This window comes from Leisingera sp. (assembly GCF_982940295.1).
In genome coordinates this window covers 79,891-93,838 of sequence record NZ_CEYXRG010000004.1, presented here as the reverse complement: position 1 = coordinate 93,838, position 13,948 = coordinate 79,891, and the positions used below count along the sequence as shown (strand labels likewise).

At 65.3% G+C, this 13,948-nt stretch carries 11 protein-coding genes; 8 read left to right on the top strand and 3 right to left on the bottom strand.

Translation table 11 applies throughout. The annotated features are described in order from the left end of the window. Position 1 precedes the first annotated feature (1 nt). Positions 2-955 (top strand): 2-hydroxyacid dehydrogenase, encoded by a 954-nt coding sequence (locus AC4HIX_RS05245; protein WP_490398171.1) that lies wholly within the window; start codon positions 2-4, stop codon positions 953-955. Between the two features lie 9 nt (positions 956-964). Here AC4HIX_RS05245 and AC4HIX_RS05240 read toward each other — a convergent pair whose 3' ends face one another. Then, the gene (locus AC4HIX_RS05240; protein ID WP_490398170.1) at positions 965-1,222 is read right to left on the bottom strand and encodes a hypothetical protein; all 258 of its coding nucleotides are present in this window, start codon (positions 1,220-1,222) and stop codon (positions 965-967) included. A 75-nt stretch (positions 1,223-1,297) separates the two neighbouring features. Beyond that, positions 1,298-1,879 (bottom strand): thymidine kinase, encoded by a 582-nt coding sequence (locus AC4HIX_RS05235; RefSeq protein WP_490398169.1) that lies wholly within the window; start codon positions 1,877-1,879, stop codon positions 1,298-1,300. 378 nt (positions 1,880-2,257) lie between these two features. Here AC4HIX_RS05235 and AC4HIX_RS05230 point away from each other — a divergent pair, with 378 nt between their 5' ends. The 3 genes from AC4HIX_RS05230 (at position 2,258) to AC4HIX_RS05220 (ending at position 4,793) form a co-directional block, all read left to right on the top strand. After that, positions 2,258-2,722 carry a hypothetical protein gene (locus tag AC4HIX_RS05230; protein ID WP_475050699.1) on the top strand — a complete coding sequence of 155 codons (465 nt, stop codon included), beginning with the start codon at positions 2,258-2,260 and terminating at the stop codon, positions 2,720-2,722. Next, positions 2,715-3,443, top strand: a complete 729-nt coding sequence (gene arsH / locus AC4HIX_RS05225; protein WP_490398168.1) for an arsenical resistance protein ArsH — start codon at positions 2,715-2,717, stop codon at positions 3,441-3,443. Before AC4HIX_RS05230 ends, arsH begins: the two co-directional genes overlap by 8 nt. Before the next feature lie 636 nt (positions 3,444-4,079). Then, positions 4,080-4,793, top strand: a complete 714-nt coding sequence (locus tag AC4HIX_RS05220) for a trypsin-like serine peptidase (protein WP_490398167.1) — start codon at positions 4,080-4,082, stop codon at positions 4,791-4,793. An 83-nt stretch (positions 4,794-4,876) separates the two neighbouring features. Here the strand turns inward: AC4HIX_RS05220 and carB are convergent, their stop codons facing one another. Continuing rightward, on the bottom strand, positions 4,877-8,233 hold the full coding sequence (carB, locus tag AC4HIX_RS05215; RefSeq protein WP_490398166.1) for a carbamoyl-phosphate synthase large subunit: 3,357 nt from the start codon (positions 8,231-8,233) through the stop codon (positions 4,877-4,879). Between the two features lie 199 nt (positions 8,234-8,432). Here carB and AC4HIX_RS05210 point away from each other — a divergent pair, with 199 nt between their 5' ends. From AC4HIX_RS05210 to AC4HIX_RS05195, 4 genes are all read left to right on the top strand, one after another. Continuing rightward, positions 8,433-9,638: an aminodeoxychorismate synthase component I gene (locus AC4HIX_RS05210; protein ID WP_490398165.1), complete on the top strand. Its 1,206-nt coding sequence runs from the start codon at positions 8,433-8,435 to the stop codon at positions 9,636-9,638. Beyond that, positions 9,581-10,234, top strand: coding sequence for an aminotransferase class IV family protein (locus tag AC4HIX_RS05205; RefSeq protein WP_490398164.1), 654 nt, complete (start codon positions 9,581-9,583; stop codon positions 10,232-10,234). Before AC4HIX_RS05210 ends, AC4HIX_RS05205 begins: the two co-directional genes overlap by 58 nt. Before the next feature lie 283 nt (positions 10,235-10,517). After that, positions 10,518-12,296, top strand: a complete 1,779-nt coding sequence (aspS, locus tag AC4HIX_RS05200) for an aspartate--tRNA ligase (protein ID WP_490398163.1) — start codon at positions 10,518-10,520, stop codon at positions 12,294-12,296. A gap of 259 nt (positions 12,297-12,555) precedes the next feature. After that, positions 12,556-13,941, top strand: coding sequence for a DUF1800 domain-containing protein (locus AC4HIX_RS05195; protein ID WP_490398162.1), 1,386 nt, complete (start codon positions 12,556-12,558; stop codon positions 13,939-13,941). Positions 13,942-13,948: the final 7 nt, after the last annotated feature.

Below are 13,948 nucleotides of genomic sequence, written 5' to 3'. Positions count from 1 at the left end.
GATGAAAATCTGGATTGCGCGGCCGATGACGGCAGCGGTCACGGCACGGGCGCGGGAGGCCTTTGCCGATCTGGAAATCCGTGAGACCAACGCGGTGATGAGCGAGGCGGAGATGCTGCGGGCACTCCAGGAGTTCGACATTGTCGTGCCGACGCTGGGCGACAAGTTCACGGCGGAGATCTTTGCCAAGGCGGGCACGCCCCGCTGCAAGCTCTTGGCCAACTTCGGGGTCGGCTACAACCATATCGACGTGGAGGCCGCGCGCGCTGCTGGTGTCGAGGTGACCAACACGCCGGGCGCGGTGACCGATGCCACCGCCGATATCGCGATGACGCTGATCCTGATGTCGGCGCGCCGCGCCTCCGAGGGCGAGCGGATGCTGCGCAAGGGTGCTTGGGAGGGCTGGCACCCGACCCAGATGCTGGGCCTGCATGCGACCGGCAAGCGCGTGGGTATCGCCGGCATGGGCCGCATCGGCCAGGCGATTGCGCGGCGCTGCCACTTCGGGTTCGGCATGGATGTGTCCTATGTGGCGCGCTCCGCCAAGGATCTGGATTTCCCGGCCGACCGCGCTGAAAGGCTGACGGCGATGGCGGGGCAGGTGGATTTCCTGGTGGTGGCGGTTCCGGGCGGAGCGGAGACCTATCACCTGATCAACGCCGAGGTGCTGAACGCGATGCAGCCCCACGCGCATCTGATCAACATTGCCCGCGGCGAAGTGGTGGAGGAGGCGGCGCTGATCGACGCGCTGCAAAACAACCGCATCGGCGGGGCGGGTCTGGACGTCTATGAGTTCGAGCCGAAGGTGCCGCAGGCGCTGATTGATCTGGACAACGCCACCCTGCTGCCGCATCTGGGCACCGCCACAGAAGAAGTGCGCAGCAACATGGGCCATATGGCGCTGGATAATGTCGCGGCTTACTTGGCTGGAGAGGCGCTGCCGAACCGGGTCTGACGCGGGCGGTCAGCTGTCCTTGGGATCATCGCGGGGCTCGTCGCGGCGGTGATCCCAGGCGGGGTCGTCCTCCTTGATCTTGCGGGTCATCCAGGCGCCTGCGGGCCAGGCCGTTACGGCGGCGACGGCGACACAGACGGCAATGGACTGCCAGGAGTAGTAGCCAAGGGTGAAAGAAGCGATGATCAGGGCGCCTGCGATGCAGGCGCCTGCCAGGCTGGCCATGTGAAAGCGCAGCTTGCCTGCGAGCGGATCCCGTGCGGTCATGACGATCTCCTGTAGTAAAGGTTGCACAGGAGGAAAACGCAGACGGTGCCGGCCGGGTTCCGCACCGGTGGCGCTCTAGCGGCTGCCGACGGCCTCGCGCCAGTGGCGGCGGCACAGCGAGACATAGGTCTCATTGCCGCCGATCTGAACTTGGTCGCCCTCGGTCATGACACGGCCATGATCGTCCTGGCGCACCACCATTGTGGCCTTCTTGCCGCAGTGGCAGATGGTGCGCACCTCGCGCATCTCGTCCGCCAGCGCCAGCAGGGTGGCGGAGCCGGGGAACAGGTTGCCCTGGAAATCCACCCGCAGGCCATAAGCCAGCACCGGCACCCGCAGGTCATCGACTACGCGGGCCAGCTGCCAGACCTGCTCCGGCTCCAGGAACTGCGCCTCGTCCACGAAAATGGCCGCCACCGGGCCGCGGGCCAGACGCTGTTCGATGCGCTGGTACAGGTCGTCGCCGGCCGAGAACATGTCGGCCTCCTCGCCGATGCCGATGCGGGAGGCGATTCTGCCCGCGCCGGCCCGGTCATCCAGCTGGGCTGTCAGCAGGTAGGTGTCCATGCGATTTTCGCGGTAGTTGTGCGAGGCTTGCAGCAGCACCGTCGACTTGCCCGCGTTCATGGTGGAGTAATTGAAATAGAGCTTGGCCATGGCGGCGGGTTTACCCGCACAGGGGCGGAGGGAAAACCGGATTCGCGCAGGTTTTTCCGCGGCAGCGGCAGAGCGGCATCAGCTGGGATGGCCCCCCGGGGCTGGCATGGCCGGGGTGGAACAAAACCCCGTGTAACGGCCAACGCCAATAGCCCCGGAAGGCGCAAGTTCCGGGCAGACCAATTACCCTTACCGCGGGACGTCACTCACCCGTCCCGCTTCGCACCGGACAACAGATGCCAATCGCACCATGTCACTCGCTAAATCCCTGAAAACCTGAGGGATGGATAAGGTATCGCAATTCCTCTACAACTCAGGAATGGGAAATTAACCGGTTCGTTCCCCATGGGGGCGGCAGGCAAGCCAGGTAGGATGTATATGGCTGAAATCGGAACGTATCTGAAGAAGCACACCGAAGCGCTGGTGAAGGATGTCGGCATCGAAGCGGCCTGCCAGATTACCGGCAAGTCCAAGGCGACGCTGGGACGGTATTACTCGGACAATGCCGAACATACGGACCGGTTCATGCCGGTGGATGCGGTGGCCAAGCTGGAAGGCGCGGCGTCTTATCCGCATGTGACCTCTGCGCTGGCGGACCTGAAGAACATCACGCTGTCCTACAACGGCAACGGCTCCGCCGAGGAGACCGGCCGCAGCGGCGGGGTGAATGCGGATGTGATCGCGCTGAGCCAGCGGTTTGCCCAGCTGATGAGCGAATACCAGGCGGCCATCGAGGACGGCATCATCACCGTCAATGAGGCCAAGCGGCTCTTGCGGGAAACCGTGCTTTTGCAGCAGGTGCTGCTGGACATGAAACTGCACCTGGAAGAAGAAAGTGCCTGAAACGCCTGATCTGAGCGGCCTGCCTGCGGTTGCGGCAGGGGAATTGCACCCGATTGACGTGGACGCGCTGGCCGCGCCCGGTGATCCGCGCCATCCGCCGCGCATCCTGCTGCTGTATGGCAGCCTGCGCGAGGTGAGCTATTCCCGCAAGGCGGCGGAGGAGGCGGCGCGGGTGCTGCAGGCCTTGGGCTGCGAGACGCGGATCTTTGACCCCTCCGGCCTGCCTTTGCCCGATGATGCGGGCGCGGCGGAGCATCCCAAGGTCGCGGAGCTGCGCGATCTGGCGGTTTGGTCCGAGGGCATGGTCTGGTCCAGCCCGGAGCGCCACGGCGCGATGACCGGCATCATGAAGCTGCAGATCGACTGGCTGCCGCTGTCGCTGCAGGGGGGCATCCGCACCACGCAAGGCAAGACGCTGGCGGTGATGCAGGTCTCGGGCGGATCGCAAAGCTTTAACGCGGTCAATCAGATGCGCATCCTCGGCCGCTGGATGCGGATGGTGACGATCCCGAACCAAAGTTCGATCCCCAAGGCCTGGCTGGAATTCAGCGAGGGCGGGCGGCTGCCGGAAGGCCCGTACTACCGCCGTCTGGTGGACGTGATGGAGGAGCTGGTGAAATTCACCTGGCTGGTGCGGGGGCGCAAGGACTATCTGGTCGACCGCTACTCGGAACGGGTGGAAAGCGCCGAAGAGGTGCACAAGCGCGTGTCGCAGAAGTAACCCTGACAAGGTTTGCCCCAGGTCAAAAAGAAGCCCCGGCGCTGCTGCCGGGGCTTTTTGCGTGTCAGATCAGCGGTATCAGCGGGACATCGCAGGCGGCGAGCATCAGCAGCGCAGTGACAAGCAGGGGTAGCCGCATCCGGGGGCTCCTTCTATGTGTATTACAGTTGCCGCGAACACTGCCCTGCTGTTGCAACCGCGGCAAGTGCCCGCGTCTCTCACAAGCGGGAACATGCGCGGATTGCGCCGCCGGCACGGCGCGCTGTGCTGTTAAAGACTCGGGCCGCGCCGGACGTTGGATTTAGGCATTTGTTAAGGCTCATTTGTGCCGCATTTGGGCCGCGAAGTTACCGCCAAACGCAGTTTTCCCGCGAAAACAGGGGAAATTGCCGCCTGTCTTCCTAACGAAAACCATAAGGTTTTCCAGTGATTTGACCTGCATTTTAGGAAAACCGGAAAGAGGTGTTAAGAAAATAAGGGGTTTCCCCACCGTGGCCGATGCACGCGGGGCGGGTTTTAACCTTCTGTTAATCCTGTCGCATTCTGCCCATGTTTCTGCCCGCGCGGCACCGCAGCAAGCCGCATTCAAGCCTCAGGACTCACGCACCATGCCGGTGTGGGAAAATGGAGTGGGTCATGAGACGATTTCTAGGAATTGCCGCCGCTGTGTTGATGAGTTTTGGTGCCGGAGCTGCCGCCGCAGACGGGCAGCGGGCGCCGGTGCAGTCCGTCCCCGGATGGGAGGCGGTGGGCCGGTTGAACATCGGCGGGCGAAGCATGTGCACAGCGAGCCTGATTGCTCCGGACATGGTGCTGACCGCTGCGCATTGCATGTACGACATCCGCACCGGCCGTGCGGTCAATCCGCGGAGCGTCGAGTTTGAGGCGGGCCTTAACGGCCGCCAGTCGAAGGCCGCGCGCAGAGTGTCCAAGGTGGCGATCCACGCGGGATACCAGCATGGGCGGACCGGGCAGTTCCAGACCAGCACCGATATTGCCGTGCTGCGGCTGGAGCGGCCGATCAGCGCCGATGTGGTGCGCCCGCTGGTGCTGGCCGGCGCCCCGGAGCGGGGGGAACGGGTGGACGTGATGTCCTATTCCCACCGCAACGCCAGATCGCCCCGGCTGCAGACCGCCTGCCAGGTGCTGGTGGCACGCCAAAGCTCGCTGATCACCTCGTGCCGGGTTGGTCTCGGGGCGTCCGGCTCGCCGGTGCTGCAGACACGCCCTGGCCGTGCGCCGCGGCTGGTCTCGGTGATTTCTTCCAAGGCGCAGCTGGGCGGTAAAGGCGTGTCGCTGGCAGCCCCGCTGGACCACTCGCTGCAAAGGCTGATGCGTCAGGCAGGCTGAACCTCCCAGACCCGCGCCGCAAGAAAAAGCCCCGGGAGTTCCCGGGGCTTTGCTGTGTTCGTCTGTAAGCCGTCGGGCCTTGCTCAGCCCTGCAGGCTCTTTACCTCAACGTCCCCTTCGGCCTGGGCCTTGATCGCGCGGGCAGCCGCGTTGGCGCCGGCCGCGGTGGTGAAGTAGGGGATCTTGTCATAGAGCGCGACGGAGCGCATTTCCTTGCTGTCCTCAACAGCTTGCGCGCCTTCGGTGGTGTTCATCAGCAGCTGGACGTCGCCGTCCTTGAGCATGTCGACCACGTGTGGGCGGCCCTCATAGACCTTGTTCACCAGCTCGCAGGCCACGCCCTGGCCTTCGAGCCAGGTCCGGGTGCCGCGGGTTGCGACCAGGGTAAAGCCCTGTTCCACAAGGATCTGCGCCGCTTCCAGCATCAGTTGGCCCTTGTCGGCATCCTTGATCGAGATGAAGGCGCGGCCCTTGGACGGCAGCACCATGCCGGCGCCCATCTGCGCCTTGAGGAAGGCGCGGGCAAAGGAGCGGTCCCAGCCCATGACTTCGCCGGTGGAGCGCATTTCCGGGCCGAGGATGGTGTCGACGCCCGGGAAGCGGGCGAACGGCAGCACCGCTTCCTTGACCGAGAACCAGGGCATGTCCGGGTCGGCCAGGGTCATCGGGTCGGCGATCGGGGTGTTGACGTCATAGCCTGCATCCGGTCCGTAGGGCGGGCGCAGCGGGAAGTTCGACAGCGGCTCACCTGCCATCACGCGGGCGGCGATGGAGGCGATGGCGCTGTCGGTGGCCTTGGCGACAAACGGCACGGTGCGCGAGGCGCGCGGGTTCACCTCGATGAGGTAGATCTCGCCGTCCTTGATCGCGAACTGCACGTTCATCAGGCCGACCACGTTGAGTGCCAGCGCCAGGGCGTTGGTCTGGACCTTGATCTGCTCGATCATGTCCTTCTCAAGCGAGTAGGGCGGCAGCGAGCAGGCAGAGTCGCCGGAGTGCACACCGGCTTCCTCGATGTGCTGCATGATGCCGGTGACGTGCACGTCTTTGCCGTCGCAGAGCGCGTCCACGTCCAGCTCAACCGCGCCGGCCAGGTAGCTGTCCAGCAGAACCGGGCTGTCGCCGGAAACCACCACCGCCTCGGCGATGTAGCGTTTCAACTGGTCCATGTCGCGGACGATTTCCATCGCGCGGCCGCCCAGAACGTAGGACGGGCGGATCACCAGCGGGAAGCCGATTTCGCCTGCGATTTCCAGCGCCTGTTCGTCGGTGGAAGCGATGCCGTTCTTGGGCTGCTTGAGGCCCAGCTTGTTGACCAGCGCCTGGAAGCGCTCGCGGTCTTCGGCCAGGTCGATGGCGTCGGGGGAGGTGCCCAGGATCGGGATGCCTTCCTCTTCCAGCGCGTTCGCCAGTTTCAGCGGGGTCTGGCCGCCGAACTGCACGATGACGCCGTGCAGGGTGCCGTTGTCCTGCTCGACCCGCAGGATCTCCATCACGTGCTCGAACGTCAGCGGTTCGAAATACAGCCGGTCCGAAGTGTCATAGTCGGTCGACACCGTTTCCGGGTTGCAGTTGATCATGATGGTTTCATAGCCCGCATCGGTCAGCGCAAAGCAGGCGTGGCAGCAGCAGTAGTCGAACTCGATGCCCTGGCCGATCCGGTTGGGGCCGCCGCCGAGGATGACGACTTTCTTCTTGTCCGAGGGGCGGGCCTCGCATTCGACGTCGCCAAATGCCGGGGTCTCGTAGGTCGAGTACATATAGGGGGTCTGCGCCTCGAATTCGGCGGCGCAGGTGTCGATCCGCTTGAACACGGCGTTGACGCCGGCCGCGCGGCGGGCCTTGCGGACGTCAGCTTCTTTCTGGCCGGTCAGCTTGGCGAGGCGGGCGTCGGTGAAGCCCAGCATTTTCAGCGCGCGCAGGCCCGCCTCATCAGACGGCAGGCCGCCTTCGCGGATTTCAGCCTCGGCCTCGACGATTTCGCGGATGCGGGCCAGGAACCAGGGGTCGAACTTGGTGACCGCGTGGATTTCGTCATCAGACAGGCCGTGGCGCATTGCCTGGGCAATGGTGCGCATCCGGTCGGGGGTCTGCTGGCCGATGGCCTTGATCACCGCGGCGGTGTCGCCTGCGGGTTCCCACGGGCCGGCGCCGACGCCGTCGATCATCACCTCGTCAAACCCGGTGAGGCCCGATTCCATCGAGGCCAGCGCCTTTTGCAGCGATTCATGGATGGTGCGGCCGATGGCCATCGCCTCACCCACCGATTTCATTGCGGTGGTCAGGTACGGTTCGGAACCCGGGAACTTCTCGAACGCGAATTTCGGGATCTTGGTGACAACATAGTCGATGGTCGGCTCAAACGACGCCGGGGTCACCTTGGTGATGTCGTTGTCCAGCTCGTCCAGCGTGTAGCCGACCGCCAGCTTGGCCGCGATCTTGGCAATCGGGAAGCCGGTTGCCTTGGAGGCCAGCGCGGAGGAGCGGCTGACGCGCGGGTTCATCTCGATCACCACCATGCGGCCGTCGGCGGGGTTCACCGCCCATTGCACGTTGGAACCGCCGGTTTCCACGCCGATCTCGCGCAGCACGTTGATCGAGTGGGTGCGCATGATCTGGTATTCTTTGTCGGTCAGCGTCAGGGCCGGCGCCACGGTGATCGAGTCGCCGGTGTGGACGCCCATCGGATCGACGTTTTCGATGGAGCAGACGATGATCGCGTTGTCCGCCTTGTCGCGGACCACTTCCATCTCGTATTCCTTCCAGCCCAGCAGGCTTTCATCCACCAGGATCTGGTTCACCGGCGAGGCATCCATGCCGGACCGGCAGAAATGGATGTAGTCGTCGCGGTTGTACGCTACGCCGCCGCCGGTGCCGCCGAGGGTGAAGGCGGGGCGGATGATTGCGGGCAGGCCGATTTCATCCAGCGCTTCCAGTGCGATGCGGACGCCTTCCTCCAGGTCGGCGGTGCCGTTTTCCCGCTTGGGCGCGGTGACGATGGTGGCCTTGGGGTTCTCAATGCCCAGGCGGTCCATCGCTTCGCGGAACAGCTTGCGGTCTTCGGCCATCTCAATGGCGTCGCGCTTGGCGCCGATCATCTCAACGCCGAATTTCTCCAGCACGCCCATCTCTTCCAGCGCCAGCGAGGTGTTGAGGCCGGTCTGCCCGCCCATGGTCGGCAGCAGCGCGTCGGGGCGTTCTTTCTCGATGATCTTGGCAACCACTTCCGGGGTGATCGGCTCGATATAGGTGGCGTCGGCCAGGCCCGGGTCGGTCATGATGGTGGCCGGGTTGGAGTTCACCAGAATGACGCGGTAGCCTTCTTCGCGCAGCGCTTTACAGGCCTGGGCGCCGGAGTAGTCAAACTCGCAGGCCTGCCCGATGACGATCGGACCGGCTCCGATGATCATGATCGACTGGATGTCGGTTCTTTTGGGCATGGCCATATTCCTTTGGTTGACGCGCGGGCAGCTTTGAATCAGGGGCGCCATCGTGCGCCCAAATTGTCCTGCGTTATAGGGACCGCGCCGAAAGGTTCAAGGGGGATCGGAAACGGATTTGAAAATGCCGCATCCGCCTCTTTTGTTCGCATAGCGAACAGATATATGTGGGGGCCAAGACCTCGGGGAGTCAATTGCGGTGCGGATTCGCTTTGATCAGGGGCCCAAGGGGGCCGGCACGTGTTTCGACCAGCCGCTGCGTGTGATCCGCGCGGACGGCCCGGAAGAGGTGCCCGCTGCACTGGCCGCGCTGGATGCGGCGCGCGATGCCGGGCATTGGCTGGCGGGTTATGCCTCTTATGAGCTGGGCTATGCGCTGGAGCCGAAACTGGCCGGGCGGATGCCCGCGGGGCGGCGGCTGCCGCTGATCTGCTTTGGGGTTTATGCGGAACCGTCCCAGTTTGCCACTGAGGGCGGTGCCCGGCCGCGGGCGGAAGCGATAGCGCCCGCCCAGGGGGGCGGACGGGCGCTGCCCGGCGTTCCGCCGGGCGATGCAGGATTAGAAAGCATCACACCCCGATGGACCTATGACCGCTACGCCGAGGCTTTCTCCGAGGTGAACCGCAACATCGGCAGGGGTGATATCTATCAGGCCAACCTGACCTTCCCGATTGATGCCGTGGCCTATGGCACCACTGAGGAGCTCTATGCCGCCTTGCAGGCCCGGCAGGCTGTGGGCTACGGCGCGCTGGTCCAGCAGGACGGCCTGCCGGACCTGCTGTCGCGCTCGCCGGAGCTGTTCTTCCGCACCGGTGCGGATGGCGTCATTGAGACCCGCCCGATGAAGGGCACCCAGCCGCGCAGCGACGATCCGGTGGAGGATGCGCGGCGCCGCGACTTCCTGCGCCAGGATGAGAAGAACCGCGCCGAGAACCTGATGATCGTCGATCTGCTGCGCAACGACATCAGCCGGGTGGCGCAAACCGGCTCGGTGCATGTGCCGGAGCTGTTTGCGGTGGAAAGCTATGCCACCGTGCATCAGATGGTGTCGCTGGTGCGGGCGAAGCTGCGGCCCGATGCGGGGCTGGCGGATATTTTCACCGCGCTGTTCCCCTGCGGCTCCATCACCGGCGCACCCAAGATCCGGTCGATGGAGATCCTGGCGGAGCTGGAACCTTGGGCGCGCGACATCTACTGCGGCACCATCGGCTGGGCGGCGCCGGACGGATCGTCGGAGTTCAACGTGGCCATCCGCACGCTGATGCTGGACAAGGGCCGCGCGACGCTCAACGTGGGCGGCGGCGTGGTCTGGGACAGCACCGCGGAATCGGAATATGAGGAAGCGCTATGGAAAGCCCGGTTCGCCCGCGTGACGCCCTCCAGAACGATCCCGCTTTCCGCCTGATCGAAACGCTGGGCTGGCACCCGGGCGAGGGGTTCCGGCATCTGCCGCTGCATCTGGCCCGGATGGAGCGCAGCGCTTCGGCGTTTGGGATTCCCTTCGATCCAGAGCAGGCGCGGGTAGTGCTGGCGGAAGCCGCAGGCGATGCGCCGTTGCGCTGCCGCTTGACCTTGGATGCGGATGGCCGGCTGGCGCTGACCACGGCGCCGCTGGGCCGCACGCCTGCCGAATGGCGGCTGGGCATCGCGGATACCCGGCTGGAGGCCGGGGACCTCTGGCTGCAGCACAAGACCACCCGCCGCGCGCTATACGACGAGGCGCGGGCAAACCTGCCTGACGGGGTGGAGGAGCTGCTGTTCCTGAACGAGCGTGAGGAGTTGTGCGAGGGCACGATCACCAATCTCTTTGTCACCTGCGCGGACGGGCAGGTAGTGACGCCGCCGCTGAGCTGCGGACTGCTGCCAGGCATCCTGCGGCAGGTGATGCTGGAAAGCGGCCAGTGCGTGGAAGCTGTGCTTAGCCTCGACGACCTGCAGAACGCGCAAGCCCTCCACATGGGCAATTCCCTGCGCGGGCTGATCCCGGCCCGGCTGGTGTAGCGGCGAAACGCCCCCGGCGCCCCGCGGCTGGGGGGGCGCCGGGCCCAACGCTTGCCGCCGGGCCGCGCAGCGGCGGGGCGGGCAAGGGGCGGGAGCCTTGACGCCGTCAGCAGGCGGAACCGGCAAAAACCGGGCCGCTGCCGGGGCGGAAATGGCCCTGTTTGCTTGACAACTGAGCCGCAAACTTGTGTACCACCCCGGACGAATTCCGCGCCGTTTCCGTGCGCATCTCCCGAACGACGGCCCGCCCGGGCACAAGACCGGTATAACGAAAGGTCAACCGATGCACGCTTACCGCAGCCATACCTGCGCCGAACTGAACAAATCCAACGTGGGTGAAACCGTCCGCCTGTCGGGCTGGGTCCACCGCGTCCGCGACCACGGCGGCCTGCTGTTCATCGACCTGCGCGACCATTACGGCATGACCCAGGTCATGGCCGACCCGGACAGCCCGGTGTTTGCCGAAATCGAGAAGGTCCGCAGCGAATGGTGCATCCGCATCGACGGCGAGGTGAAGGCGCGCGACGAGAGCCTGGTGAACCCCAAGATCCCGACTGGCGAGATCGAGGTCTTCATCCGCGACCTGGAGGTGCTGGGCAAATCCGAGGAACTGCCGCTGATGGTGTTCGGCGACCAGGAATACCCGGAGGAAACCCGCCTGCGCTACCGCTATCTGGACCTGCGCCGCGAGAAGATGCAAAAGAACATGCTGCTGCGCTCCAACATGGTGGCCTCGATCCGCCGCCGCATGTGGGACATCGGCTTCAACGAATACCAGACCCCGATCATCACCGCGTCCTCGCCCGAAGGCGCGCGTGACTTCCTGGTGCCGTCGCGCCTGCACCCGGGCAAGTTCTATGCGCTGCCGCAGGCGCCGCAGCAGTTCAAGCAGCTGATGATGGTGTCGGGCTTTGATAAGTATTTCCAGATCGCGCCCTGCTTCCGCGACGAGGACCCGCGCGCCGACCGCTCGCCCACCGACTTCTACCAGCTCGACATGGAGATGTCCTTTGTCACCCAGCAGGACGTGTTCGACACCATCGAGCCGGTGATGAAAGGCGTATTCGAGGAGTTCGGCGGCGGCCGCAAGGTGGACCAGACCTGGCCGCAGATCTCCTATAAGGACGCGGCGCTGTGGTATGGCACCGACAAGCCGGACCTGCGCAACCCGATCAAGATGCAGGTGGTCTCCGACCACTTCCGCGGCTCGGGCTTTGCGATCTTCGCCAAGCTGCTGGAGCAGGAAGGCACCGAAATCCGCGCCATCCCGGCGCCCACCGGCGGCTCCCGCAAGTTCTGCGACCGGATGAACGCATTCGCCCAGAAAGAGGGCCTGCCGGGCATGGGCTACATCTTCTGGCGCGAGGGCGCGGACGGCATGGAAGCCGCGGGCCCGCTGGCCAAGAACATCGGCCCCGAGCGCACCGAGGCGATCCGCCAGCAGCTGGAACTGGGCGTGGGCGATGCCGCCTTCTTCCTCGGCGGCAAGCCCAAGACATTCCAGACCGTGGCGGGCAAGGCGCGCAACGTGATCGGCGAGGAGCTGGGGCTGACCGAGCAGGACCGCTTTGCCTTTGCCTGGATCGTGGATTTCCCGATCTACCAGGAGGACGAGGAGAGCGGAAAGCTGGACTTCGACCACAACCCGTTCTCTATGCCGAAGGGCGGGATGGAAGCGCTGGAAGGCGATCCGCTGGCTGTGACCGGCTATCAGTACGACCTGGCCTGCAACGGCTATGAGCTGGTCTCCGGCGCGATCCGGAACCACAAGCCGGAGATCATGTTCAAGGCCTTTGAAATCGCCGGTTACGGCGAGGAAGAAGTGCGCAAGCGCTTTGGCGGCATGGTCAACGCCTTCCAGTACGGCGCCCCGCCGCACGGCGGCTGCGCGGCCGGTATCGACCGCATGGTGATGCTGCTGGCCGACGAGGCCAACATCCGCGAAGTCATCATGTTCCCGATGAACCAGCGCGCCGAAGACCTGATGATGGCTGCGCCGTCTGAGCCGATGGCCGAACAGCTGATGGAACTGGGCCTGCGCGTGATCCCGCAGGATCAGTAAACCGTTCACAAGCTTTGATGGAGGCCCGGGTATTCGCCCGGGCCTTTTCTTTTGCCGCCGTGCTGGTGCAGAGTTTCCCGGGAAATCCGGCGTGCGCGATGCGCGGGGAATCGCTCTGCCGGAATTCCGCCGGGCAGGCGACGGAAACCGCGATGAACCGCGTATCACCTGAAAATCACCTGTGGGGCAGGGCGGCAATGCTCTAACCTGCGGGCAGGGCGGCTGTGCAGGGCCGGCAGTGCAGGGAGAGAGCAGGGCGATGCAATTTGACGGAGACTTGGCCGAGATCCGCTTTGGCGCCGGGCTGTCGCCGGCGGTTGCGCCTCCGGCATCGGCGGATGAGATGCTCAGCCGTCTGCGGGGCCCTGACGAAATGGCGCAGCGGTTTCCGGTCACCCCTTTGGAAGACGCGGTCTCGGGCGCTGCGACGTACCGGCGGCTGCGGCGGAAGCGCAAGCGGCAAGACGGCAAGCCCGGCTATGAGGCCGCGGACAAGGCGTTCAAGGACTTCCGCCGGTTGCAGAACCACACCCGTTTCGGATGGCACGGCCAGCGGCTGCTGCGCCATGTCCATACCCGCGACGGGTTCCGCGAACGGCTGGTGCTGTTCTGGGCGGACCATTTCACCGCGCAAGGGAAATCGGGAGCGACCCGGGTGCTGGCCGCGCCCTATGCCGAGAGCGTGATCCGGCCGCATCTCAGCGGCCGTTTCGAGGATTTGCTGATCGCTGCTGCCACCAGCCCGCTGATGCTGATGTACCTGGACCAGAACCGCTCTGTCGGGCCGGGCAGCCGCGCCGCCGCGCGGCGCAAGCGGCTGAGCGGGCTGAATGAAAACCTGGCCCGGGAGGTGCTGGAACTGCATACGCTGGGGGTGGACGGGCCCTACAGCCAGACCGATGTGCGCCAGCTTGCGGAACTGTTCACCGGTCTGACCGTGTCCAAGGAAGCCCAGTTTGTCTTTCACCCAGGGATGGCGGAGCCGGGGGCGGAAACCGTGCTGGGGAACACCTATGGCGGCGGCAAGCCGCAGCTGGAGCAGGTGCTGAGCGCGCTGCGCGATCTGGCCCGCCATCCCGTCACCGCGCAGCATATCGCCCGCAAGCTGGCTGTGCATTTCGTCTCCGACACGCCGGATCCGGCGCTGGTGTCCCATGTGGCAGCGCGGTTTCAGGGCAGCGGCGGCGACCTCATGCAGGTCTATGCGGCGCTGCTGGAGCATCCGGCCGCCTGGGAGCCGCAGCTGCGCAACGTGAAGCCGCCGTTTGATTATGTGGCATCGGCCTGCCGGGCGCTGGCGGTGCCTGAAGCGCGGATTGCGGGATTCAGGCCGGGACAGGTGAACCGTTTGCTGCTGGCGCCGCTGACGCCGATGGGACAGCGCTGGGAGTTTTCCGGCGGGCCGGACGGCTGGCCGGAAGAAGACGCCACGTGGGTGACGCCGCAGGCTCTGGCCGCCCGTCTGCGCTGGGCGATGGCGGCCCCGCGGCGGCTTGCGCAGCCGCTGCCCGATCCGCGCGGCTTTGCCTCTGCGGCGCTGGGCGGCTTTGCCAATGAGCGGGTGATGTTTGCCGCCCGTGCCGCCGAAACCGAAGCCGAGGCGGTCGGGCTCATCCTGGCCTCTCCCGCCTTTCAGCGCCGCTAGCAGGAGG

What these genes read in the sequence shown, in the direction of transcription:
- AC4HIX_RS05245 (WP_490398171.1), top strand. Translation starts at nt 2, where the DNA reads ATGAAAATCTGGATTGCGCGGCCGATGACGGCAGCGGTCACGGCACGG.
- AC4HIX_RS05240 (WP_490398170.1), bottom strand. Translation starts at nt 1,222, where the DNA reads ATGACCGCACGGGATCCGCTCGCAGGCAAGCTGCGCTTTCACATGGCC.
- AC4HIX_RS05235 (WP_490398169.1), bottom strand. Translation starts at nt 1,879, where the DNA reads ATGGCCAAGCTCTATTTCAATTACTCCACCATGAACGCGGGCAAGTCG.
- AC4HIX_RS05230 (WP_475050699.1), top strand. Translation starts at nt 2,258, where the DNA reads ATGGCTGAAATCGGAACGTATCTGAAGAAGCACACCGAAGCGCTGGTG.
- AC4HIX_RS05220 (WP_490398167.1), top strand. Translation starts at nt 4,080, where the DNA reads ATGAGACGATTTCTAGGAATTGCCGCCGCTGTGTTGATGAGTTTTGGT.
- carB (WP_490398166.1), bottom strand. Translation starts at nt 8,233, where the DNA reads ATGCCCAAAAGAACCGACATCCAGTCGATCATGATCATCGGAGCCGGT.
- AC4HIX_RS05205 (WP_490398164.1), top strand. Translation starts at nt 9,581, where the DNA reads ATGGAAAGCCCGGTTCGCCCGCGTGACGCCCTCCAGAACGATCCCGCT.
- aspS (WP_490398163.1), top strand. Translation starts at nt 10,518, where the DNA reads ATGCACGCTTACCGCAGCCATACCTGCGCCGAACTGAACAAATCCAAC.
- AC4HIX_RS05195 (WP_490398162.1), top strand. Translation starts at nt 12,556, where the DNA reads ATGCAATTTGACGGAGACTTGGCCGAGATCCGCTTTGGCGCCGGGCTG.